18 protein-coding genes and 3 pseudogenes are annotated in these 22,638 nt (G+C 58.4%); 13 read left to right on the top strand and 8 right to left on the bottom strand.

Annotated features, from left to right (window positions below; genetic code table 11):
* Positions 1-32 precede the first annotated feature (32 nt).
* From AB4874_RS09655 to minE, 11 genes and pseudogenes are all read left to right on the top strand, one after another.
* A complete protein-coding gene (locus AB4874_RS09655; protein ID WP_368391826.1) occupies positions 33-827 on the top strand; it encodes a class II glutamine amidotransferase in 795 nt (264 codons plus the stop codon).
* A gap of 200 nt (positions 828-1,027) precedes the next feature.
* Positions 1,028-2,566 (top strand): cysteine--tRNA ligase, encoded by a 1,539-nt coding sequence (cysS, locus tag AB4874_RS09660; RefSeq protein WP_368391827.1) that lies wholly within the window; start codon positions 1,028-1,030, stop codon positions 2,564-2,566.
* Between the two features lie 106 nt (positions 2,567-2,672).
* Complete coding sequence (gene cimA / locus AB4874_RS09665) at positions 2,673-4,295, top strand: citramalate synthase (protein WP_368391828.1); 1,623 nt, start codon at positions 2,673-2,675, stop codon at positions 4,293-4,295.
* Positions 4,292-5,062, top strand: a complete 771-nt coding sequence (locus AB4874_RS09670; RefSeq protein WP_368391829.1) for a squalene/phytoene synthase family protein — start codon at positions 4,292-4,294, stop codon at positions 5,060-5,062. The genes cimA and AB4874_RS09670 overlap by 4 nt, the downstream gene beginning before the upstream one ends.
* Before the next feature lie 159 nt (positions 5,063-5,221).
* The gene (locus AB4874_RS09675) at positions 5,222-8,329 is read left to right on the top strand and encodes a methyl-accepting chemotaxis protein (protein ID WP_368391830.1); all 3,108 of its coding nucleotides are present in this window, start codon (positions 5,222-5,224) and stop codon (positions 8,327-8,329) included.
* Positions 8,330-8,378: 49 nt separating this feature from the next.
* Positions 8,379-9,437, top strand: coding sequence for a protein-glutamate methylesterase/protein-glutamine glutaminase (locus tag AB4874_RS09680; RefSeq protein ID WP_368391831.1), 1,059 nt, complete (start codon positions 8,379-8,381; stop codon positions 9,435-9,437).
* Between the two features lie 134 nt (positions 9,438-9,571).
* Entirely contained in the window at positions 9,572-9,949 is a 378-nt protein-coding gene (locus AB4874_RS09685) for a chemotaxis protein CheD (RefSeq protein ID WP_368391832.1), read from the top strand.
* Positions 9,950-10,169: 220 nt separating this feature from the next.
* A pseudogene (locus tag AB4874_RS09690) lies at positions 10,170-11,316 on the top strand (IS3 family transposase).
* Between the two features lie 483 nt (positions 11,317-11,799).
* On the top strand, positions 11,800-12,552 hold the full coding sequence (gene minC, locus AB4874_RS09695) for a septum site-determining protein MinC (RefSeq protein WP_368391833.1): 753 nt from the start codon (positions 11,800-11,802) through the stop codon (positions 12,550-12,552).
* On the top strand, positions 12,549-13,391 hold the full coding sequence (gene minD, locus AB4874_RS09700) for a septum site-determining protein MinD (protein WP_295536441.1): 843 nt from the start codon (positions 12,549-12,551) through the stop codon (positions 13,389-13,391). Before minC ends, minD begins: the two co-directional genes overlap by 4 nt.
* Positions 13,388-13,681 (top strand): cell division topological specificity factor MinE, encoded by a 294-nt coding sequence (gene minE, locus AB4874_RS09705; protein WP_368391834.1) that lies wholly within the window; start codon positions 13,388-13,390, stop codon positions 13,679-13,681. Before minD ends, minE begins: the two co-directional genes overlap by 4 nt.
* 485 nt (positions 13,682-14,166) lie before the next feature.
* On the opposite strand, the gene AB4874_RS09710 is transcribed toward minE, so the two are convergent.
* Entirely contained in the window at positions 14,167-14,463 is a 297-nt protein-coding gene (locus AB4874_RS09710; protein WP_368391848.1) for a hypothetical protein, read from the bottom strand.
* Between AB4874_RS09710 and AB4874_RS09715 the strand changes: the two are divergent.
* A pseudogene (locus AB4874_RS09715) lies at positions 14,461-14,607 on the top strand (IS6 family transposase); the annotation flags it as partial. The gene AB4874_RS09710 and the pseudogene AB4874_RS09715 overlap by 3 nt on opposite strands.
* 156 nt (positions 14,608-14,763) lie before the next feature.
* On the opposite strand, the gene AB4874_RS09720 reads toward AB4874_RS09715, so the two are convergent.
* From AB4874_RS09720 to AB4874_RS09750, 7 genes are all read right to left on the bottom strand, one after another.
* The gene (locus AB4874_RS09720; protein ID WP_368391835.1) at positions 14,764-15,723 is read right to left on the bottom strand and encodes a 2-hydroxyacid dehydrogenase; all 960 of its coding nucleotides are present in this window, start codon (positions 15,721-15,723) and stop codon (positions 14,764-14,766) included.
* Between the two features lie 6 nt (positions 15,724-15,729).
* Positions 15,730-15,891: a hypothetical protein gene (locus tag AB4874_RS09725; protein WP_368391836.1), complete on the bottom strand. Its 162-nt coding sequence runs from the start codon at positions 15,889-15,891 to the stop codon at positions 15,730-15,732.
* Positions 15,888-17,279 (bottom strand): amidase, encoded by a 1,392-nt coding sequence (locus AB4874_RS09730; protein WP_368391837.1) that lies wholly within the window; start codon positions 17,277-17,279, stop codon positions 15,888-15,890. The genes AB4874_RS09725 and AB4874_RS09730 overlap by 4 nt, the downstream gene beginning before the upstream one ends.
* Positions 17,269-18,687, bottom strand: a complete 1,419-nt coding sequence (locus tag AB4874_RS09735) for a TRAP transporter large permease (protein WP_295536450.1) — start codon at positions 18,685-18,687, stop codon at positions 17,269-17,271. Before AB4874_RS09735 ends, AB4874_RS09730 begins: the two co-directional genes overlap by 11 nt.
* Entirely contained in the window at positions 18,684-19,268 is a 585-nt protein-coding gene (locus AB4874_RS09740) for a TRAP transporter small permease subunit (protein ID WP_295536453.1), read from the bottom strand. The genes AB4874_RS09735 and AB4874_RS09740 overlap by 4 nt, the downstream gene beginning before the upstream one ends.
* Before the next feature lie 73 nt (positions 19,269-19,341).
* Positions 19,342-20,472, bottom strand: a complete 1,131-nt coding sequence (locus AB4874_RS09745) for a TRAP transporter substrate-binding protein (RefSeq protein ID WP_295536455.1) — start codon at positions 20,470-20,472, stop codon at positions 19,342-19,344.
* A 266-nt stretch (positions 20,473-20,738) separates the two neighbouring features.
* Positions 20,739-21,176, bottom strand: a complete 438-nt coding sequence (locus AB4874_RS09750; protein WP_368391838.1) for a hypothetical protein — start codon at positions 21,174-21,176, stop codon at positions 20,739-20,741.
* On the opposite strand from AB4874_RS09750, the pseudogene AB4874_RS20060 reads away from it, so the two are divergent.
* Positions 21,175-22,278 (top strand): annotated as a pseudogene (locus AB4874_RS20060) (transposase). The gene AB4874_RS09750 and the pseudogene AB4874_RS20060 overlap by 2 nt on opposite strands.
* The last annotated feature ends 360 nt before the right edge of the window (positions 22,279-22,638 follow it).

Raw genomic sequence — 22,638 nt, forward strand, 5'->3', positions numbered from 1 at the left:
TCGTCTTGCAACGTTTTGATAGGAAATAACGAATGTGTCGCTGGGCTGCCTATGTCGGAGAGCCGATCTTTATTGAAGACATTGTCAGCCGCCCAGGCCATTCCCTGATCCATCAAAGCCAATGTGCCACGATGTGTCACACCGCGATCAATGCTGATGGGTTCGGTGTGGCGTGGTATGGCGAGCGCCCCGAACCGGGGCTGTATCGCGACGTGATGCCCGCTTGGTCGGACCCTAATCTGCGCTCGTTAACCGAAACGGTGAAGTCGGGGCTGTTTCTCGCGCATGTGCGCGCCTCGACCGGCTCGGCCACCTCGCGCAACAATTGCCACCCGTTTCGCCATGGCCGGTGGTCATTCATGCATAACGGGCAGGTTGGCGGTTATGACGGGTTTCGTCGCGCCGGCGAGATGATGATCCCCGACAGCCTGTATCCTGAACGGCGCGGTGCCACCGATAGCGAGGCGCTGTTCTTGGTCGCGATGGCTGAGGGGATGGAGGCCGATCCCAAATGCGCGCTTGAACGTGCCACCGCCCGGTTTGAAACGCTGGCGCGCGAACGTGGGGTCGCACCTTATATGCGGCTGACGGCGGCGTTTTCCGACGGTGTGCGTCTGTATGCGGTGCGCTATGCGAGCGATGATCACGCGCCCTCGCTGTATCATCGTTGGTCAGATACGCGCCGGGGCCGGGCGGTGGTGTCAGAGCCGCTGGAAGTCGGTGAATGCGATTGGCACGAGGTGCCGCCGGGCTCATTTTGCACCTTTGAGGGCAAACGCGTGAGCATCGAACCGTTCAAGCCCTTACGGATGCCGCTTGCGTCGTGAAGGACATGCGGGACCGCGCGTCCAAAAGGGCTGGACGGCGGCGCGCGCCGGGTCTAGGTTTGCGCGCATGAACACCGTGAGCACCATCATCTGCTGCATTATCCGCTGACATCTGTCACGCGGGCCGGTCGTCTCTTTCCAAAATTGCCATGACCTTGTAAGCCCGCTGGCAGGTTCAGCTTTGCCTATCGCGAGGACACATGACCCAGATCCGTTTGCGCAACTCCCTGACCCGCAAGGTCGAGGATTTTACGCCCATCGACGCGCAAAACGTGCGGATGTATCTGTGCGGCCCAACGGTCTATGACCGCGCTCACTTAGGCAATGCGCGCCCGGTGGTGGTGTTTGACGTCCTCTATCGGCTGTTGCGCCATGTATATGGCGAAGATCATGTCACCTATGTGCGCAATTTCACCGATGTGGATGACAAGATCAACGCGACCGCCTTGGCGCGCCAGAAGGCCGGGGCCGAGGGGGCGTTGGAGGATCTGATCCGCGCGCGCACGGAAGAAACCATCGGCTGGTATCACGATGATATGGACGCGCTTGGCGCGCTGTCCCCGACCCATGAGCCGCGCGCGACCGACTATATCGGGGCGATGATTGCGATGATCGAAAAGCTGGTCGCCGAGGATCACGCCTATGCCGCTGAGGGCCATGTGCTGTTTCGCGTGCGCAGCTACAAGGACTACGGCGCGCTTTCGGGGCGCACGGTTGATGACATGATCGCAGGCGCGCGGGTCGAGGTCGCGCCTTATAAAGAAGACCCGATGGATTTCGTGCTCTGGAAGCCCTCGGATGCGAACGAACCCGGCTGGGACAGCCCTTGGGGGCGCGGGCGTCCGGGCTGGCATATCGAATGCTCGGCGATGAGTTATGAGCTGCTGGGCGCGAGTTTCGACATCCACGGCGGCGGCATCGATCTGCAATTCCCCCATCACGAGAACGAGATCGCCCAAAGCTGCTGCGCCCATCCCGAAGGCAGCTTTGCGAACTACTGGGTGCACAATGAGATGCTGCAGGTCGAGGGCAAGAAGATGTCCAAGAGCTTGGGCAATTTCTTTACCGTGCGCGATTTGCTGGACGCGGGACTTCCGGGGCCAGAGCCCGTTCCGGGCGCAGTCATTCGCTACGTCTTCCTGCAGACTCACTACACAAAACCGATGAATTGGCGGCAAGCTTACGCAGTTTCCGCCAAGCGTCGTCTCGACATATGGTCATCCGAAGTTGGCACAGATGAGACGGTGAAAGCGGAGTTTGGGGATAGTCCGAAGACTAAGGATCTATTTGCGAAAAAATATGTCGGCCAAGCCGTGCTTGATGCTCTTTGCGATGACCTCAATACTTCACTTGCCCTCACGAAACTCATTGCCACGGGCAAAGAAGTTGAAGGCCTGGCTGGAGCCCAAATTAGCGGTGATGAGCAACTCGCGATCCGTAGGCGGCTAGTTGCGGGGTGTTGGCTCCTTGGGATTGATCTTGTCCAATACGCAAAGGAGACGACTGCGAAGTCGGTTGATCTCACGGCTTTCGAAAGCAAACTTTCCGATCTGCGCGTGCGGGCGATGGAAGCTGGCAAAGCTGCTATTTCAAAGGAGGAGAAGGCGGCAGCTTTCGCTCCAGTCGATGCGATGAAAGCGTCCCTTGTTGCGGCAGGCGTCGAGGTGCGGATGTCGAAAGTGGGCGTGGAACTGCTGCCCGGTCCCGATTTCGACCCCGCCAAACTGGAGGACCTGTAATGACGTGCTCACCGCAGGTTTGCCACCGGCCCGAGGGCGGGCGCGCTTTCGGGCGCGACCCGGCGTGCCGCCGAGCGGGGCATATGATTGATGAAGGCGCAAAATTATGACTCTTGAACGCCTCTATCTCTACGACACCACTCTGCGCGACGGTCAGCAGACGGCGGGGGTGCAGTTCTCGGTGCCTGAAAAGGTCGAGATCGCGCGCGCGCTCGACGCCGTCGGGATTGATTATATCGAGGGCGGCTGGCCCGGTGCGAACCCGACCGACAGCGAGTTTTTCGACGCGCGCCCCCAGACCCGCGCGACCTTCACGGCCTTTGGGATGACCAAGCGGGCAGGGCGCTCGGCGGCCAATGACGATGTGCTGGCAGGGGTGATGAATGCCAATACGCCTGCCGTTTGTCTGGTCGGCAAGACGCATGATTTCCACGTCACCGCGGCGCTTGGGATCACGCTGGACGAGAACCTTGAAAATATCCGCGCGAGCGTGGCCCATATGGTGGCCCAAGGCCGCGAGGCGCTATTTGACGCCGAGCATTTCTTTGACGGATATAAGGCTAATCCCACCTATGCGCTGGATTGCTGCTTGGCTGCGCATCAGGCGGGCGCGCGCTGGGTTGTGCTCTGTGACACCAATGGCGGCACGCTTCCCGGCGAGATCACGCAAATCGTGGGCGCGGTGATCGCGGCGGGCATTCCGGGGGATCACTTGGGCATCCATTGCCATGACGATACCGGCAATGCGGTGGCCGGTAGCTTGGTCGCGATCGAGGCCGGGGTGCGTCAGGTGCAAGGCACGCTCAACGGGCTCGGCGAGCGCTGCGGCAATGCCAACTTGATCTCGCTGATCCCGACGCTGCTGCTTAAGGAGCCCTTCGCCTCCACGCTGGAAACCGCGATCTCGGACGAGGCGCTGGCCGGGATCACCAAGCTCTCGCGCAAGCTCGATGATATCTTGAACCGCGTGCCGTTGCGCTCTGCGCCTTATGTCGGGGCCTCGGCCTTCACGCACAAGGCCGGGCTGCATGCCAGCGCGATCCTGAAAGATCCCTCGACCTACGAGCATATCGAACCGGCTTTGGTCGGGAATACGCGCTTGATCCCGATGTCCAATCAGGCGGGGCAGTCCAACCTGCGCGCGCGGCTGAAATCCATGGGGATCGAGGTGGCGCGCGACCATCCCGCGCTGCCGCGCATCCTTGATCTGATCAAGGAGCGCGAGGATCAGGGCTATGCCTATGACGGCGCGCAGGCCAGTTTCGAGCTGCTCGCACGGGCCGAACTGGGCCTGCTGCCGCAATTCTTCGAGGTCAAGCGCTACAAGGTCACGGTCGAACGGCGCAAGAATCGCTATGATCAGATGGTCTCGATCTCTGAGGCCGTGGTGGTGGTGAAAGTGGCCGGGCAAAAGATGCTGTCGGTGAGCGAAAGCATGGACGATCAGGGCCATGATCGCGGCCCCGTCAACGCGCTATCTAAGGCGCTGAGCAAGGATTTGGGGCCCTATCAGGCCTATATTGACGACATGAAACTGGTCGATTTTCGCGTCCGCATCACCCAAGGCGGGACCGAGGCCGTGACCCGCGTGATTATTGATTCCGAAGACGGGGCCGGGCGGCGCTGGTCCACCGTGGGCGTGTCGCCCAACATAGTGGACGCCAGTTTCGAAGCCCTTCTGGATGCGATGATCTGGAAGCTGCTGCGCGATGGCGCGCAACCGGCATGAGCGATCTTGCTCCCAGCTTGCACGCCTGCGCCGAGGCCGTGCGCAAGGGCGATCCGGACCGGTTTGCCGCGACCATGGCCACACCCGCGCCGCTGCGCGACTGGCTTTGGCCGCTTTACGCCGCCAATCTTGAAATCGCGCGCGCACCTTGGGCGTCTAGCGAGCCGATGGTGGCCGAAATGCGTCTGCAATGGTGGATTGATGCGCTTGAAGGGGTGGGCGAGGGGCGCGAACCGCCCCATGAAATCGGTCCCGCTTTGGTGCAGGTCGCCGCGCCCGCGCGTCATCTGATTGCTGTAGCCGAGGCGCGGCGTGCCGATTGCTGGCCCGAGCCGATGAGCGATGCGTCTGCGCTTTGGGCCTATCTCGATCAGACCGCGGGAAGTGTCTATTGGGCGGGCGCCGAGGCACTTGGGGCGGATCTGCAGGCCGAGGTTGCGGTGCGCGCCTTTGGTTCTGCTGCGGGCTTGGCGGCACTTTTGCAGGCGTTGCCCGAACTGGTAGCCCGCGCGCGCGCGCCCGTCGCCGATCTGTCGCACGAGGCGCTTGCCGCCTATGCGCGTGAGGGACTTGCGCGGCTTGACTTTGTGCGCCAATCCCGCGCGCTCAAGGGACCTGCGCGCGTGTCGTTGCTACCCGGTTGGCAGGCGCGGGCGCAGCTCAAACGGGTGTGTGCCGCGCCGGAAACCGTCGCGGCGGGCGGGCTTGAACGTTCTGAATTTTCCCGCCGTGTTGGCCTGTTGCGCGCTGCTTTCGGGGCTTTCTAGGCGCGCAGGCCCGCATTAGATTGCATTTTAACAAACGCATCCCGCTAAAATCGGATCGGTATTTAGCAAATCTTCAGGTCTTGGCCCGATGGTCGCATCAAGGCCGTCCCGGTTTTGGGCGGCCCCGATTGTCTGCCAACGTCCCGCCGGAGAATTTGCATGCGTTTTTTGAACAATCTGAAGCTGTCGATCAAGCTTCCCCTGATGCTGGTTGCCATCGCGATGGTGGCACTGACGATTATGGGGGCTCTGGCTTATCGCGAAGCCTATGGTTTGCTCAAGACCGAAGGCTCGGCGCGGTTGCAACGCACGTTGAACACGCGCGTTGCAGGCATTGCCATCTGGGAAGAGCGGGTGCTAAGCGATCTGCGGTCGTTAGCGGGCAACGCCGTCACCGCGCGTGCTCTGTATGATTTCAATCGTGGTTGGAAACAGTTGGGCGAGGATGCCGCCCAAACCGTGTCGCGTGCCTATCGCGATGAAAACCCCAACAGTCCCGAAGAACGCTCCAAGCTTGAATATGCCGGCGACGCGACGGATTACTCGATCCAGCATCGCCGCTATCATACAGGGTTCCTGACCGAGGCGACGCAAAAGGGCTATAGCGACCTCTATCTGATCGATCGCACCGGACGGGTGGTCTATTCGATCAATAAAGACGCAGAGTTCGCCGCTGATCTGACGCAAGGCGCAGGGCCGCTGGAAACCTTGGCAACCGAGGGCGCAGAGGCGCCGGTCGGGAAAATCTTCACGAGTGACATTCTAATCAATGGCAGTACGAGCGAGATCTATGCCGCAATGCCCGTGTTCAGTGCCAATGGGATGCGCCTTGGCGTACTTGCCGTGCGCATTCCGGCAACGGCCCTTGGTGTTCAGATCGGGGTCGCACGTGGCTTGGGCGAGACGGGCGAGGGCTTTGTCGTCGATAGCGCCGGGCAGTTGCTTAATGTGTTGCGCCACCCTGTCGAGGGAGTCGTGCCGGGCTCGGTGATTGAGACACTGGCCGTCAAAGACGCGCTTGCGGGGGGCAATGGTCTGGTTGTGGAAATCGGCCTTGAAGGCCGCTCTGTCACAGCCGCCTATATGCCGTTTTCCCTCTTTGATCGCAGCTATGCGGCCGTGGTGGAGCAGGATACGAGCGAACTTTTTGCTTCCGCGACGACGCTCGCGCGCTCTATGCTGTTTCATGCCAGCTGGCTTGTCTTGCTTCTTGGGGCACTTTCCACGCTGATGGCGCGCTCGGTATCTTCGCCCCTGCGCAAACTTGGCGCCACGATCCGCGCCATTGCGATGGGCGAGCGCTCGCAAAAAGTGCATGGCACTGCGCGGCGCGATGAGGTGGGCGTTATCGCCTCCGCGCTTGACGAGTTGCGCGCTGATTTGCTGCACGCCGATGCGGTTGCGCAAGATGCCCACATACAAGGCACTGCATTTCAAAATGCGTCCGCAGCCCTGATGATGGTCAACCCTGATTTCCACATCATCCATGTCAATAAGGCTTTGGTTGATCTGGTAAACAGCCGGATTGACGCATTCCGCGAAGTCACCCCTGATCTTGAAGCGGATAAACTGGTTGGGAGATCGTTGAATGATATTCATGTTCTGCCCGAAGCTGCGCGCGCCCAGATTACCGTTCGTTCGCATATGCCTCTGCATGTTGACATCAAGGTGGGTGAGGGTCGATTTGGCGTGGGAGTCACTGAAATCACGGATGACACCGACGCGGTGATTGGTCTGGTGGTCGAGCTGCGCGACGTGACGCAAATGCGGGCTCAGCGCGCTTTGATCGACGCGATTGATGCCCATCAACTGGTCTGTGATATCAATCCGAATTTTATGATTACGCGCTTGAACGACAAAATCCGCGCAATGCTGGGGCAGGGCTGTGATGCGCTGCTAGGTAAGGATATGCGCGTCATTTTGTCCGCGCCTGATGGGCGAGACATCTGGAGCGCACCTTCGGCCCTCAAGGCGGTTCAAGGCCGCTTCACACTGACGGGACCGGATGGGCGCACTCACCTTGTTGAGGGCACGATCAATCCTGTCGCCGATCGCAGCGCGCGGTTGATGAAAATCGTCCTTATCGCGGCTGATGTAACCGCAGACACTGCAGCTTTGGAGCAGGCGCAAGCGCGCAATTCCGCAATGGTGGCCGCGCAGGAAACCGTTGTAGAGGCGTTGCGTCTTGGTCTGGGGGCCTTGTCGCAAGGGGATCTGACGGCGGATATTTCCGAGGAATTTGAACCACAATACGAACCATTGCGGGCTGATTTCAATGCTGCAGTCAGCAACCTGTGCATGGCAATGCAGATCGTCAATGATAACGCGACGACGATTGATGGCGAGGCGCGTGAGATTTCGAATGCCTCCGAAGACCTGTCCAAACGTACCGAACAACAAGCCGCAACGCTTGAAGAAACCGCTGCCGCTTTGGGTGAGTTGAGCGCCTCAGTCAGTGCCTCGGCACAAGGTGTGGCGGAAGCAGATCGTGTCGTTTCGGATGCGCGCAAAAGTGCAGAGGATTCGGGTGAAATTGTGAAACAGGCGGTATCCGCAATGAGCGAGATCGAGACCAGTTCACAGAAGATTTCCAAGATCATTGGTGTCATTGACGAAATCGCGTTCCAAACCAACCTTCTCGCGCTCAACGCGGGGGTTGAGGCCGCACGCGCGGGCGAGGCCGGGCGTGGTTTTGCGGTCGTCGCCTCTGAGGTGCGCGCTCTGGCGCAACGCTCCTCGGATGCGGCGCGTGAAATCGATACGTTGATCACCGCCTCATCTGATCACGTCACCCGTGGCGTTGATCTTGTGGGGGAGACTGGGCGCGCGCTCGAAGGAATTTTGGGCTCTGTGCTTGATGTGGCTGATCGCGTCTCGCAAATCGCGCAGAACGCGCGCGAGCAAGCACTTGGCCTCACTGAAATCAACACCGCGATGACGCAACTTGACCAGGTGACCCAACAAAACGCGGCAATGTTTGAACAGACCACGGCTGCCAGTCATTCACTCAATCAAGGTGCGCGCGAGCTCAGTGAGACGATGCAACAATTTAAGGTACCGGCAACCGCTACTTTGTCGGCTCCGCCAGCTTCAGCGATCTCTAAAACTCGCACTTCGGCCGCGCCTCCGCCTAAACCTGCCGAGCCACCTCGAATGGCACCCCAGGCCTTGCCGGCTAAGCCCGCTGCGGCGCGCACAGCGCAGGTCACGCAGCAAAGCGCTGCGCTCAAGTTTGAGGCGAGCGAGGATGATTGGGAAGATTTTTGAGACGCCCCAGGCCCATGCGCGTCACATTTGATCGCATAAAGGAGAAAACATGCCGGTCAAAAAGGTTCTAATCGTCGATGATTCTGCGACGATCCGTCAGTTGATCCGCTCAATCATAGCGGATGACACACGTCTTCTTGTGGTTGGAGAGGCCGCAGACCCATATGAAGCGCGCGAAAAAATCAAGACGCTGAACCCGGATGTTTTGACCCTCGATGTTGAAATGCCCCGGATGAACGGGCTGGAGTTTCTCGAAAAACTGATGCGGTTGCGGCCGATGCCGGTTGTAATGGTCTCGACCGAGACCCATAAAGGATCAGCGGCAGCGCTCGAGGCGCTTTCACTCGGTGCTGTCGAATGTATCGGCAAGCCACGGCTGAAAGCGACCGCTGAGGCATTTTGGAATTTAGCTGATTTGCTGGTGGCAGCGTCCACAGCCCGGCTTCGCGCAGCCGGGCCACGCCCGAAGCTGACGCCGGCCGCGGGGTTCGATTGGAATGGCAAGATCGCGTTGGTCGGCTCATCAACCGGCGGTGTTGATGCATTGGAAACGCTCCTTTCGGAATTTCCAGAAAACTGCCCTCCAACTGTAATCACCCAACATATGCCCGAGACATTTCTGGCCAGTTTTGCTGCGCGATTACAACGCCAGATTGAACCTCAGTTAGCACTCGCAACTCCTGATGCTCGTCTGGAGCAGGGACGTATCTATCTTGCGCCGGGCGGTGCATATCACCTGGCGCTCGCACGGGGGGAGCCAGCGCGCTGCAAGTTGGTGGGAGAAGAAAAACGAAGTGGCCATCGACCCTCGGTCGATGTTTTGTTCGAGTCTGCGCAGTTTCTTGGCGATCGTGCGGTCGGAGTTCTGCTGACAGGTATGGGCCGAGATGGAGCGGAAGGGATGCTAAAACTCCGTCAGGCAGGCGCGCGTTGCTTGGCGCAAGACGAGGCTAGCTCGGTTGTTTTCGGGATGCCGCGTGCAGCGTTGGAAACCGGCGGCGCGGAACGCGCGGTGCCACTTGACGCAATGGCGAGAGAGATTTTGGCCTTGTGCACGCGTCAGCCCCCAGTTGCACAACGGTTTGGCACACGCGGGAGGGTGGTATGAATAGCCCGATCCGACCACAACATATTTCTCAGGGCGAGTATGCCTCATCGGGATCCGGTGGGCGTTCCATCACCACAATCTTGGGATCATGTGTCGCATCGTGTCTGTATGACGAAAGCGCGAAAGTCGGTGGGATGAATCATTTTCTTCTTCCTGAAAGCAACAATGTCACTGTCCAGGCTGCAAGCTTTGGCGTGAACGCGATGGAACTTCTGATCAACGATTTGATCAAACTTGGCGCGCGACGCGACCGGTTGAAATGCAAGGTGTTTGGCGGTGCGCGTATGATCGCTGGGCTTTCGGATGTCGGGCAAAAGAACGCGTATTTCGTGCTTGATTTTCTTCGGCGCGAAGGGATCGAGTGTTCAGGCCAAAGTCTTGGTGGCACCCAGGCGAGGCGGATTGAGTTTTGGCCAGACAGTGGTCGCGCACGACAAAAGATGTTGGGAGAGGCGCAGATATTCGAACCAATCAAACCGCCAGAGCCAGTTAGCGATGTTGAGTTGTTTTAGGCTCCCCCCCGGCTTTGTCGCACAAATTGACTGATGGAGGGGGGGCTTTCCCCGGAAACCTGAGAACGGCAGTGACTCTGTTGCACAAATCTTGTGAGCGGATTCATCTTGTGAATCCAGCATGGTAGCTGGGCGGCACTGCTCTGCCCCCTGAAAACTGGACCATTTGGAACTGGAGTTTTTGGCTAAGCTTTCCTGGCTTGGAGAGGCGTTGAGAACGATGAAGGCATCGAAGTTCACGGAGGCGCAGAAGGCGTTCATCTTGAAGCAGGGCGAGGAAGGAACACCGGTCGCAGAGATCTGCCGCAAGGCCGGGATCAGTCAGGCGACCTATTTCAACTGGAGTGCGACGGGGCTGCAAACAGTCCGGGGGACTGTTTGCCCGTCAAACGCGATATGGCGGCTTGCTACCGGACGAGATGCGGCGGCTGAAGCCGCTTGAGGACGAGAATGCCCGGCTGAAGAAGATCGTGGCCGACCTGACGCTCGACCGCGAGATGTTGTGAGGCACGTCATCCGCTGAAAGCTCTAGGGCCTGCCTGGAAGCGCAAGCTGGTTGATGGGATGCTGGTGGACTGGGGCGTATCGATCCGGCGGGCATGTGATGCCCTGCGGTTCGATGTCTCGACCTACCACTACAAGTCCCGCCGCCCCGGGCAGGCCGCGCTGGAACGAAGGATCAAGGATATCTGCGAAATGCGCTGCGGTATGGCTACCGGCGCGTCCACGTCTTGTTGCCGCGAGAGGGCTGAGAGATCAATATGAAAAAGACACGTCGGATTTACATTGAGTTGGGCCTTCAGTTGCGCAACAAGCACCCCAAGCGCCGTGTGAAAGCGAAGCTGAGAGAAGATCGGTCGGTGGCGATTGGGCCGAACGATGTCTGGGCTATGGACTTCGTGCATGATCAACTTTCCACCGGTCGGAAACTGCGGATTTTGACCATCGTCGATACGCACTCCCGCTTCTGTCCTGCGACTAATCCTCGCTTCGTTTACCGCGGCGAGGACGTCGTCCAGACCTTAGAACGCATCTGTGCCCGCATCGGCTACCCCAAGACGATCCGGGTCGACAACGGCAGAAAATTCACATCTCGCGACCTTGATCTCTGGGCCTACGCCAACAACGTCACCCTCGACTTCTCACGGCCTGGGAAGCCCACAGACAACGGGAATATCGAAGCATTCAATAGCAAGCTGAGGTCGGAATCTCTGAACGCGCATTGGTTTATGAGCCTTGCGGATGCCCACGAAAAGCTGGAGGATTGGCGTAGGCACTACAACGAGGACCGACCCCACAGTGCGATCGGCTACAACGTCCCGATTGCCATACATTACCCTGATGGCGTCACCAGCCCGTCATCGTGAAGAAGCTGGAAAAATCTAGCTTCCGGCGGCCCAAGCTTGGGGAGCGGAGCATAACCCCAAGGACTCCGCGCAAAGCTGGAGGAGAATTGGGGCTCAGGTCACAACCGTTCGACACGTCGCGCAGAAATTTGATGTCCGGAGGGCGTCAATGCGGGACTTTGCCGCCGTAGAGGGCGTGACCCACGATTAGACAATGTCACTTTCGCGTTATCGTTTCGTGATCAGCATCTCCGCACCATCGCGGGCAGGGTGGCGCGTCGGGCAGGTCATGGGCGCGCCGGGCCTGACTGACAGCGTATGGCTCTCTGTTCACGCGCATGAACACGCGCGCGCACCGGCGGAAATTCGATCATTGACAGCAGCTTTCTGCCCAGTATCCGGCGATGGCCGTTTTGTGGGTGGCAAGCGCGCACGCTCTACCCAATAAGGGCAAAAACGAAGCGCAAATCGTTGCGCCAATCACAGAGCACAGCGAGGCCACTCGTGCAGACCCCCAGCAGCGACCCCCGGAGCGACACCGATCCGGTCACAGTCCGACCCTTCCATTTCCGCGGTCTGTTCCTGACCGCCGTCGCGCTACGGCTTGAAACATCCGAAATGGACGAGACGTTTTACGAACGGCTTGACGCCGCACTGGCCCAAGCGCCGCAGATACTGGACGATGCACCAATCGTGCTCGATTTCGCGCTGGTCCCGGATATGAACGTGCCCGGCAAGATCCGCGATCTGATCGATAGGCTCTTTGAGCGCGGTCTTCTGGTCTTCGGGGCGCAAAACGCGACCGATGTGCAGCTTTCCACGGTCCGGGGCTACGGCATCATCCCAATCAAGGTGGGCCGCGAGACTGCGCTGCCTTCGGCCAAATCCAAAGCGAAGCCTGCCAAGAAAACGCCCGAGGCACCGCCCAAGTCCAATATGATCGTCACCGCGCCGGTGCGCTCGGGGCAGATGGTCGTGGCCGAGCATGGCGACCTGACGATCGTGGGCTCTGTCGCCTCGGGCGCCGAGATCGTGGCCGCGGGCAATATCCACGTCTATGGCACGCTGCGGGGCCGCGCTATTGCGGGTGCGCATGGCGACGAAAGTGCGCGCATCTTTTGTCAAAGCCAGCAGGCAGAATTGCTGGCGATTGCAGGACTTTACAAGACCAGCGAGACGATCGAACCGGAGCTGCGCAAGCGCAGCGTTCAGGTCTTTCTCGAGGGTGACAACTTATGTGTGGAGGCGTTCCAATGACCCAACTCAAGGAAGACGGACCGCGCGGCCGGGTGATCGTCATCACCTCGGGCAAGGGCGGTGTTGGCAAAACAACCTCGGCCGCTGCCATCTCGGCGGCCATCGCGAAACGCGGCCACAAGGTCGTGGTCATCGATTTCGATGTGGGCCTGCGCAACCTCGATATGATCATGGGCTGCGAACGTCGCGTGGTTTTTGATTTCATCAACGTGGTGCAAGGCGATGCCCGCCTGAGCCAAGCGCTGATCAAGGACAAGCGCGTCGATACGCTGTCGATCCTGCCGACTTCGCAGACCCGCGACAAGGACGCGCTGACCTCGGAGGGCGTCGAGAAGGTGCTCGACGAATTGCGTAAGGATTTCGACTACATCATCTGCGACAGCCCCGCCGGGATTGAGCGTGGCGCCCAGATGGCGATGTATTACGCGGATGAGGCAGTCGTGGTGACCAACCCCGAAGTCTCGTCCGTGCGCGACAGCGACCGCGTTCTGGGCCTGCTGGCCTCCAAGACGCAGCGCGCCGAGAAAGGCCTAGAGCCGGTCAAGTCGCAGGTTCTTCTGACCCGGCACGATCAGGGCCGCATCGACCGCGGCGAGATGATGGCGGTAGAAGACGTGCTTGAGCTTCTGGCTGTGCCGCTGCTGGGGATCGTACCCGAAAGCACCGCTGTGCTGCGCGCCTCGAATGTTGGCATGCCGGTCGTGCTGGATGCTCCCTCAAGTGCGGCCTCTGCCTATGAAGACGCCGTGGCGCGCCTGCTGGGCGAAGATGTCCCGATGCGTATCGGCAGCGACAAGCGCCCCGGTCTGCTCGGTCGGTTCTTCGGACGGTCCGCATGAGCTTGTTTGGTTTCTCCCTCAAGCCCCGCCGCCCGAAATCGGCGCAGACGGCAAAGGACCGTCTGCAGATCTTGCTGGCGCATGAGCGTGGCAGTGGCTCGCAAGAGCCCGATTACCTGCCCGCGATGCAAAACGACATCCTCGCCGTGATCCGTAAATACATGAAGATCGAGGATGACGAGGTCGACATCCGAATGGAGCGCAGGGACGACATTTCGAGCCTTGAGATCAATATCGAAATGCCGACGCAGCAAAAAGACACGACCGCAGCTAAGGCCCGGTCGCGCTGATCTGACGACTGGATGAAAGCCCCCGGGCCTGCGTGCAAAGCGCCGCTGGTCGGGGCGCTGATCAGTCCGTGCGCCCCTCGGGCGCGGGCAGGGTATGGGCCCGGGACCGGGCCGTGATCGTATTGGCCACCCGGCAGGCGATGGTCATCGGCCGGATCCTCGGGCAATGGAATGCATGCGTAAAATTTCGCAAAGCGCGTCTGTACAGGGCAGGGGCTCCTCAAGGGCACCGCGACCGGCGCTAAGCAACCCAATCCTGCCATTCGCTTCTGACGGGACGGGCCGACATAGTCACGATGAGCCGCTGGATCAGTTCTGTAGCAACGCGTGACTGTGACCATGTCGCCCACTGCGGGTTTCAGGGTCGAGTTTCCGCCCGAGACGTAGATTATGTATTCGCGTCCCTTGCGGTTTGTGCGCTGTCCTGCGCTGCGACACTGCGCCAATCAACGCCAGCACGAGCAAGAGCGAAATCACCTTGCGGCTCACGCGTAGGCTCCGGTCTGGCTAGGGGGGCGGCTTGAGGCGATCTCGTAGAACAGGCCGATTTCGGTGGTGAGCATGATCGCGATCAGCCACCATTCGTGCAGGAAATAACTAGTACCAAGCTCTCTGCTCAGCGTTGCGAGCGCAGCTTGAGATCGTTGTATTGCTACTCTGACGGCAAGCACCCCTCTCGGCGATGCAAGCATCACCTGCCGGTCAACGGGATCGTGGAGCTTCCATTCCTCAGAAAGGATCGCACCATCAAACCGTGGGATCAAACAGCTAGGATTATCCAATCAAGATACCTCAACTACATGATTGAGGCAGGTCATCGCTTCATCAAGCGTCTCACGCACCCTATGCTGGGTTTCAAGGCGTTCCATTCTGGTGCCGCTCGACTGGGCAAAGCCAAAATCGCACGTATGATCCGCAAGGGTTAATTCGGTCAAACAGGCGTCTCGCCATTTGCAGAGATTGCGGCCCTCACAGCATAATTGTGTCCAACAGTTGCTGACAGCTTGCCCTGCGAAAATTTACGACAGGAACCCCTTTCGGCCCTATCATACAGGTCGGTATGACAAAAAATGTCGCCGCAGTCAGACAAGATCTGGCGGCGTGTCTCCACGGAAAAAGGCGTCTAGGTTGTCGAGTGCTTTGGCCCCCATCGCGTCGCGTGTCTTGACCGTGGCGCTGCCGACATGTGGCATCATCACAATATTCTCATGATCTGAAAATTCTGCATTTCCGCCCGGTTCGGCGCAAAAGCAATCCAGACCGGCTGCGGCGATCTGGCCAGATTGGATTGCGGCCAGTAGTGCTGCTTCATCGATCAGATTGCCTCGGGCCGTGTTCACCAGAATAGCCCCGGCTGGTAGCTGGGCGATCCGTGATGCGTTCATCATGCCCACCGTTTGCGGGGTGGACGGACAATGGAGTGACAGAAAATCAGACACTGCCAGAAGACCGTCGAGGGTGTCATGAAAGATCGCGCCATGTTCGACTTCGGGCGCAAGCCGGCTACGGTTATGATAGTGGATCTGCATATCAAAGCCGCGGGCCTTGCGCGCCATCGCGCAGCCAACCCCACCCATCCCGATTATACCTAGTCGCGCGCCGGTCACCTGTTTGCCGACAAGAAATGCAGGCGACCAGAAATTCCACGCCCCCGACCGCACGATCCTGTCGCCAGCGACGGCCTTCCGCGCGGCACAAAGCATCAGCATCATTGCCAGTTCGGCAGTCGCATCCGATAGAACGCCAGGCGTGTTCGTGACGATGATCCCACGAGACCGCAGCGCCGAAAGATCGCAATGATCGACGCCGACTGAATGGTTGGCGATGATCTTGAGTCGTGGATCAAGCTGTTCCACGACTGCAGCGCTAAAATGTTCAGAATGGCATGGGATGATACCGTCCACCTGAGCGCTCATGGCGATGATGTCATCGGCGCTGCCAGGCGTGTCAGTGGCATCCCAGATCACCTCATAGTCACGTCGTGCGCGTTCCAGCGTCGCCTCTGACAGCGTCCGGGTGATCCAGATGACCGGTTTCGACATCGAAGCTCAGTCCTTTTTGTCGCTGCACGACGTAATGAAGTCATATGCGACCAGGATCACAGTCAATGTGATGACGATGACAAGGTCCGGGCTGGGCACCTTGACTGCGAGGATTCCAAGGAACACCGCAAAAACGACAAACGCGAATAGTGCAAGAATTCGGTTCATGATTTATTCCCTGTCGTGTTGTCATCATCGGATGTCAGATTGCTCGCCCAATCAAACAGCCATTGCCCCGTTCGCAATAATCGCGCGTCATTGCCGCGCATCCCAACAATTTGCACGCCCATTGGCAGATCGTTTTCAGCAATCAGGAGGGGAAGGCCGAGGCATGGGGTCCCGCACAATGTCCAGAGTCCGTTGAAGATCGGATCGCCGGTGCTGCCTAAGCCTTTGGGTGCCGATCCTGTTGCGGAAGGACACAGGATCGCGTCACATCGCTCGAAGATCTCTTCCAACGCCGCATTCAGAACTTGCGGGATGTCGCAGGCCGAAAGATAGTCGCGGGCGACTGCCGCATTGCCTTTCTCGATGGCCTGCCGAGTTTCTTCCCCCAACTGGTCAGCACCGTCGCGCCAGTAGCGGTAGTAGTGGTACGCCATTTCAGAGAAATTGATCAGCTGGCGCTGGGAGGCAGCCCCCGTGAAGGCTCCAGGCAGTTCGACCTCAAACGCCTGATCGCCGAGAGCCGCAATCAGCTCGTCGAATGCTGCATGGAGGTCCGGATCTGCGTCCTCCCAACCGGGCGGCTTGACGAACGCGAAAACCGGTGCGAGCGGAGGTTTCGATTGCGTCGCTTTCACCAGCGCGGGCACGGGTTCGTAGTGGGTCGCCGGATCAGCCTCGTCTTGGCCAAACAGTACTTCAGCCAACAGTGCGGCTCCTCCTGGGTCGCTGGCAAAAACCCCGACGGTATCCAGTGATGGGGATTGCGACAGAATACCGCTGCGCGGGATCGCTCCGAAAGTGGGCTTATATCCGGTGATGCCGCAAAACGAAGCTGGACGGATGATCGAACCACCGGTTTGAGTGCCGATGGCCAGTGGAACCATACCATCGGCGACCGCCGCCGCAGACCCTTGTGACGACCCGCCCGGCGAGTGCGCAAGATTGTGCGGGTTCGCTGTTTTGCCGGGGTGCATGAAGGCAAGCTCTGTCGTCACGGTCTTGCCCATGATGATCGCGCCCTCTTTCTTGAGCCGCGAAACAACATAGGCGTCGCGTATGGGGATGCGCCCGGCGTCAAGCACGCAGCCGTTTTCCGTGGGAATCCGGGCGGTGTCGATGATGTCCTTGATCCCGACGGGCAGCCCATGAAGGCGACCCAGTGGCCGCCCGGCACGGCGATGTGCATCCAGCGTCCGAGCCTGTGCACGCGCGAAGTCGGGATCGAACCAAGCCCATGCCCCGACCTCAGGTTCACGGGCTTCGATCCGGGCGATGTAGCTTTCGACCAGCGTCAGAGCGTCAATCGCGCCCGAAGCCAACCTGTCCCGCAACAGTAATGCGCCCGGTGCGCGCGCGAGCCTCTCAGCTTTATTGAAGTTAGCGGCCATAGAACATATCCGGCAGGGTGAACACGATCTGTGGGAACGCATACATCAGGACCATACTAATGATGACGCAAAGCAGGAACGGCATAACCCCCTTGAAAATCTGCGTCAAACGTAGCTCGGGCGGGGCGATGCCTTTCAGGTAGTAGGCCGACATCGCCATAGGTGGTGTTAGGAAACTTGTTTGCAGATTGAGTGCGACCAGAATGCCGAAGAACAGCGGATCAATGCCGAAGACATCCAGTAGCGGCAGGAAGATCGGCACGAAGATGATGATGATCTCGGACCATTCCAGCGGCCAACCCAGCAAGAAGATGATCAATTGCGCGATGATCAGGAACTGGATCGGCGTCAGGTCTAGACCAGCCACGAAATCGCCGATGACCTGCTCTCCGCCAAGATAGGAAAATACCGCCGAAAAGGTGTAGGAGCCAACAAACAGCCAACAGACCATCGCGGTGGTGCGGATGGTCAGATATACGCTTTCGCGCAGCCGCTGCCATGTCATCGCCCGGTAGAGGAAAGCCAGTAGGATACCGCCCAACGCGCCGATAGAGGCGGCTTCGGTTGGTGTTGCCAAACCGAACAAGATTGAACCCAGGACAGCGAAGATCAGGAAAGCCAGCGGCACGAAAGAAGTGACAATAAGCCAGAGAAGCTTCAACATTGGCATGTCGGGCACTTCGTCTTTTGTCGGACGCGGTGCCGATGACGGCTGCAGGATCGATCGGCCAACGATATAGATCAGATAGAGTCCGACAAGCGTCAAACCTGGTAGGAGCGCTGCCGCATAGAGCCGAACGATAGACACATTCGTCGCAGCCGCATAGACGATCAGCATGATCGACGGTGGGATCAAGATGCCAAGGGTTCCGCCGGCACAGATTATCCCTGCCGCGAAGGATGGCTCATAGCGCGCTTTCAACATCGCTGGCAGTGCCAACAGGCCCATAAGGGTCACCACAGCGCCAACGATACCCGTGGCGGTCGCGAACAACGCACAGGTGATCAATGCGGCAACACCCATCGAACCCGGCAAGTTCTTTGATGCGATATTCAGGGTCGTGAAAAGACGATCGACGATATTCGAGCGCTCCACGATGTAGCCCATGAACAGGAACAATGGCACGGCTGTGAGAACCTCGTTCGACATCACGGTAAATGTCTGGTTCACGAATAGATCGAAGATGCGGTTATTTAGAAACCCCTCGATCCAGGTCGACCAACTGTCCCAAGTGCTGGCGGTTTCGTCCAAGCGGTCGAAGGCGCGCCACATCCGGCTGGAATCGAAGTAGGCAAAGTAGCCAAAACCGATCCCCATAGCCATCAACGTAAAGGCGATCGGAAACCCCAGAAAAACAAAAACAATGAAAAGCCCGAGCATCATTAGGGCGACTTGAGGGTCAGTCATGATAGATGATCTTTCTCGGCCTTGTTGGCTTCGCGCATTAAGAGGTCTTCGGTCTCGAAGACATCCTCGGAGGCTTCGATCCATTCATTCGTGCGCATTGCGATGATGCAGCGCATTAATTGCGCAATCCCTTGCACAAACAAAAGCAATCCGGCAGCGACGATGACTGCCTTGAATTGATAGATTGGAACGCCGGCTGGGCTGGCCGCCGACACCTCGCCGTAACGCCATGATCTGGCAGCGTATTTCCAACCCGCAAAAATAAGTGCGGTGACGCCGGGGAAAAAGAAGATGAGATAGAGCACAAAGTCGATCTTCGCCTGTGTGCGCGGTTGCAAGAGCCGATACAGAAAGTCACCCCGAACATGGCCGCCCCGCGACAGAGTGTAGGCTCCGCCCATCATGAACAAAGCGCCATACATGATGAAGGACACATCCAGCGCCCAAGCCGTCGGACTGTTCAGGACGTAGCGTACGAAAACCTCGTAGCCCGTCCCGACGGCCATTACGATGATAAGCCACGCGAAGGCCTTGCCGAACCATGCCGAAAGACCATCGGCAAACCGAATGAAAGAAATCATGATATCCCCGTAGATTTCCAATGAAACCTCGACGCAGTGGGCGCCGAGGTTTCAATGGGTCGTCAAGTCCGAGTTAGAGCTTCACCTTACCCGGAAAGTAGTGATCGTAGGCCAAACCATAATCGGGGGAGTTCATCAGCTCATAGTAGGACACCCGCTCAACCCAAGCCCGCTGGCTATCGAGGGTTTTTTTCATGAAAGGATCTGTTTCCAGTTCCGGGATCAGTTCGTCCCAAGCCTTCAGCTCCGCATCCAGAATTTCCTTCGACGTGCGGTGAATGGTTACGCCGGCATCATTCTGCAACCACTGGAGATCTGCGGAATAGCGGTCCATTGCCTTAGCTGTGTTCGCGGTCGAGGCCGCCTCGACACCATATTTCAGGATCGCCTGAAAATCGGGATCCAGATCTTCCAAGAACGTGCGTGAGAACAAGAACTCAAAGCTCTCGGAAGCCTGATGATAGGACGAAAGATAGTAATTCTTTGCCACGTCCTGCGCGCCAAAGTCCTTATCCGACGACGGATTGTTGAATTCGAAGGCGTCGATGACGCCACGCTCCATCGCGGGCACGATTTCGCCACCCGGCAACTGCGCCACAGACATGCCCATCTTGGACATCAGGTCAGCGGCCAGACCGACCGTCCGGTATTTCAGGCCCTGTAGATCGGCAACCGTGTTGACCTCGCCCTTAAACCAACCAAAGGGTTGCGCGAACATCGGGAAGCCCAAACGGCCGACCACATCGAGTCCCATGATCTCCTGAGTCAGCTCGTCGTAAAGCTCCTGTCCGCCTCCAGCGTAGAACCATGACAGCATCGTTGTCGCAGACCCGCCAAACACCGGGCCGGTGCCGAACAGAGACGCCGCCTTGTTCTTGCCGTACCAATAAACCGGAACAGAATGAGCGGCGTCGATCAGGCCGTCGTTGACAGCATCAAGTACTTGAAACGCGCCAACAACCGCGCCCGCGGGCAGCACGTCGATCTTCATGCGGCCACCCGACATTTCTTCGACGCGCGTCGCATAGTCGCGAGCAAATTCCTGCCAGATATTCGCATCGTTCCAAGATGTCTGCATTTTCACAACAAGCGGCGCTTGTGCCAATACCGCAGGTGCCGCAAGGACACTACCGGTTGCGACACCACCGGCGAGCGCCGATTTCGTCAAGAACGAGCGGCGGTTGAACTTTTGGTTTTTAGTCATGATTCCCCTCCCAGAGCGATCGTGAACGTGTTGATTTCGTTCGATTCGAGCAAAATCACACATATTCACGAAACGGTAACGATATGGTGTAGGATAGCAAGTATTTTAGCGTCGGGGGCATTGATGCACAGATTTTGTGCAGAAATTGTTGATTTCCACCCAGAAGTGACCCGGATTTTCCATCGAGAACTGACCCACCTTTGAGTTCGGGGGTGTCCGCAAAGCGTGTTGGTTCGCTCTACGGGCGAACTATAGCGCTGTTGCGTTTAGATCCGTTGATAGACGACCGAAATCTCACATTCCAAAGTAGCTTCGATTTCTCTGACCACTTCGACCGAAATTTTGTCATGGAATGCATATCTCAATGTATTGAGTGAAACGGCCGATGAACAGCAAGATAGTTTGTGTTCGATAAGCTGAAGTCCTGTATTTTTATCAAAGTCTGCGGACATTGTCTGGCTCCACCAATCCAAATTGATATTGGTATGGCATTCAGGACATGAGACTTTTTCGAAATTCGCGCCACAGTCAAAAAAATGGATATGCTCCTTGTTGATCACTTCGATCTCGTCAGCATCTGGCGCTACCTTCCCAGAATTTTGACGGCAGCTTGGGCGTTGTTCGATGATGGCATGGGCATTGTTGCAGAACTCGACGCCGGAAGGTTTCACCTTGCGAATCCGGTAGGTTAACAGGCTCGGCATGAGCAAGCCCGAAGCAGGCCGCTACCGCACGACGAACTGGAAGTCCTATAGCGAACCCTGAAGCGGCGGCTCGCTGTTGATCCGTTGGCCGGCAACACATGCTTGCATGTGTGAGAGGTTGGCTCGACAAAGACATGAAGTGGCTCGGCCCCAAGTCCGGACGTCCAGGCCGACCACCTATATTTTTCGATGCCGCGATCCAGTTCTGCCTGATGGTGAAAGTGCTGTTCGGCCTGCCGCTTCGGCAGATCGAGCCATGGGAATGCCACTGGTCCGAGTGACCGTGGCGAGGGCGAGGCGGGATGGTGTCGAGCATTCTGCAGATGGCAGAGCTGGATTGGCCGGTTCCCGACTTTTCCACCCTGAGCCGCGGGCAAAAGAACATCACCGTCGGCATCTCGAACCGCCGGCCCGCAAGCATGGCACTCATCGTAGATGCCAATACCGCAAGGTCCATCTGGCGATGGATACCGCCACCGGCGAGATCCGGGCCGTGGAATTCACCTCAAGCCGGGAGGGCGACAGCCCCGTCCTTCCTGACCTGCTCGACCAGATCCCGACGGATCAACCGATTGGCACCGTGACCGGCCCCTCACGGCAGATTGCTGTGCAATCGCCTGTCGGGCAATGGATGGGGCCTTCGACCCGGGGCTGAAACGATCTACTGGATCGTTTCCAAGACGCCCTTCACCCCGTCGCGGCCACACCGCGATCCTCGCGCGTGGCGACACCGCCATCATACCCATCCGCAAGAACGGACGCCTCTGGAAGAAGGACTGCCCTGCCGCGCTCGGCATTGTGCTCGGACCAATCGCGGACAACGCCTGCGCCCCGCAATGCCATCATCCGGGCGACCCGACGCTTCGGGCGGGCGATCTGGAAACGATGGTCCTGCTACCACATCCGAAGTCGGGTCGAGGCGAACCCTCTCATGGTTTGCAGGCAAACCACTGCCGGGCAGCGGATGCGCGGCCTTAAATCCTTCGGAGAGAGGATCGTATCACGAGACCCCAACCGTCAGCCTGCAGAAATCCATATCCGCATCGCCCTCATGAACCGCTTCAACGCCCTCGGCCAGGCCGAGATCGAACGCGTGGCCTGATGTCATTGGGGAAGGGGGGAACTCAAACAATGCTAGTCCGGCAAGGCGGCAGTGTGGAGAGGATTGCATCTAAAAATGAGCGTTGAGAATAATTTTCTTGCACAGAATCGGTTTCTGTTGAAGGTTTAGTGCGAGTTCAACTGCGAACTCATAAGATATATGAGCAAAGTAGCTCCCAGTCTCAGCGTTCCGCTGCGATTGGGAGCTTTTTTGCGTTTTGGGAGGCTCTGTTGCACAAATCCGGTAGGGATTCATGTCGTGAATCCAGTGTGGTAGCTGATGGGCATGAGCAAACCGACAGCACCGACCTACAAGACAACGAATTGGACTGCCTATAATGAGGCGCTTAAGCGCCGCGGG

Origin of the sequence: Thioclava arctica, from assembly GCF_040892615.1 — a bacterium.
Taxonomy (GTDB): Bacteria; Pseudomonadota; Alphaproteobacteria; order Rhodobacterales; family Rhodobacteraceae; genus Thioclava; species Thioclava arctica.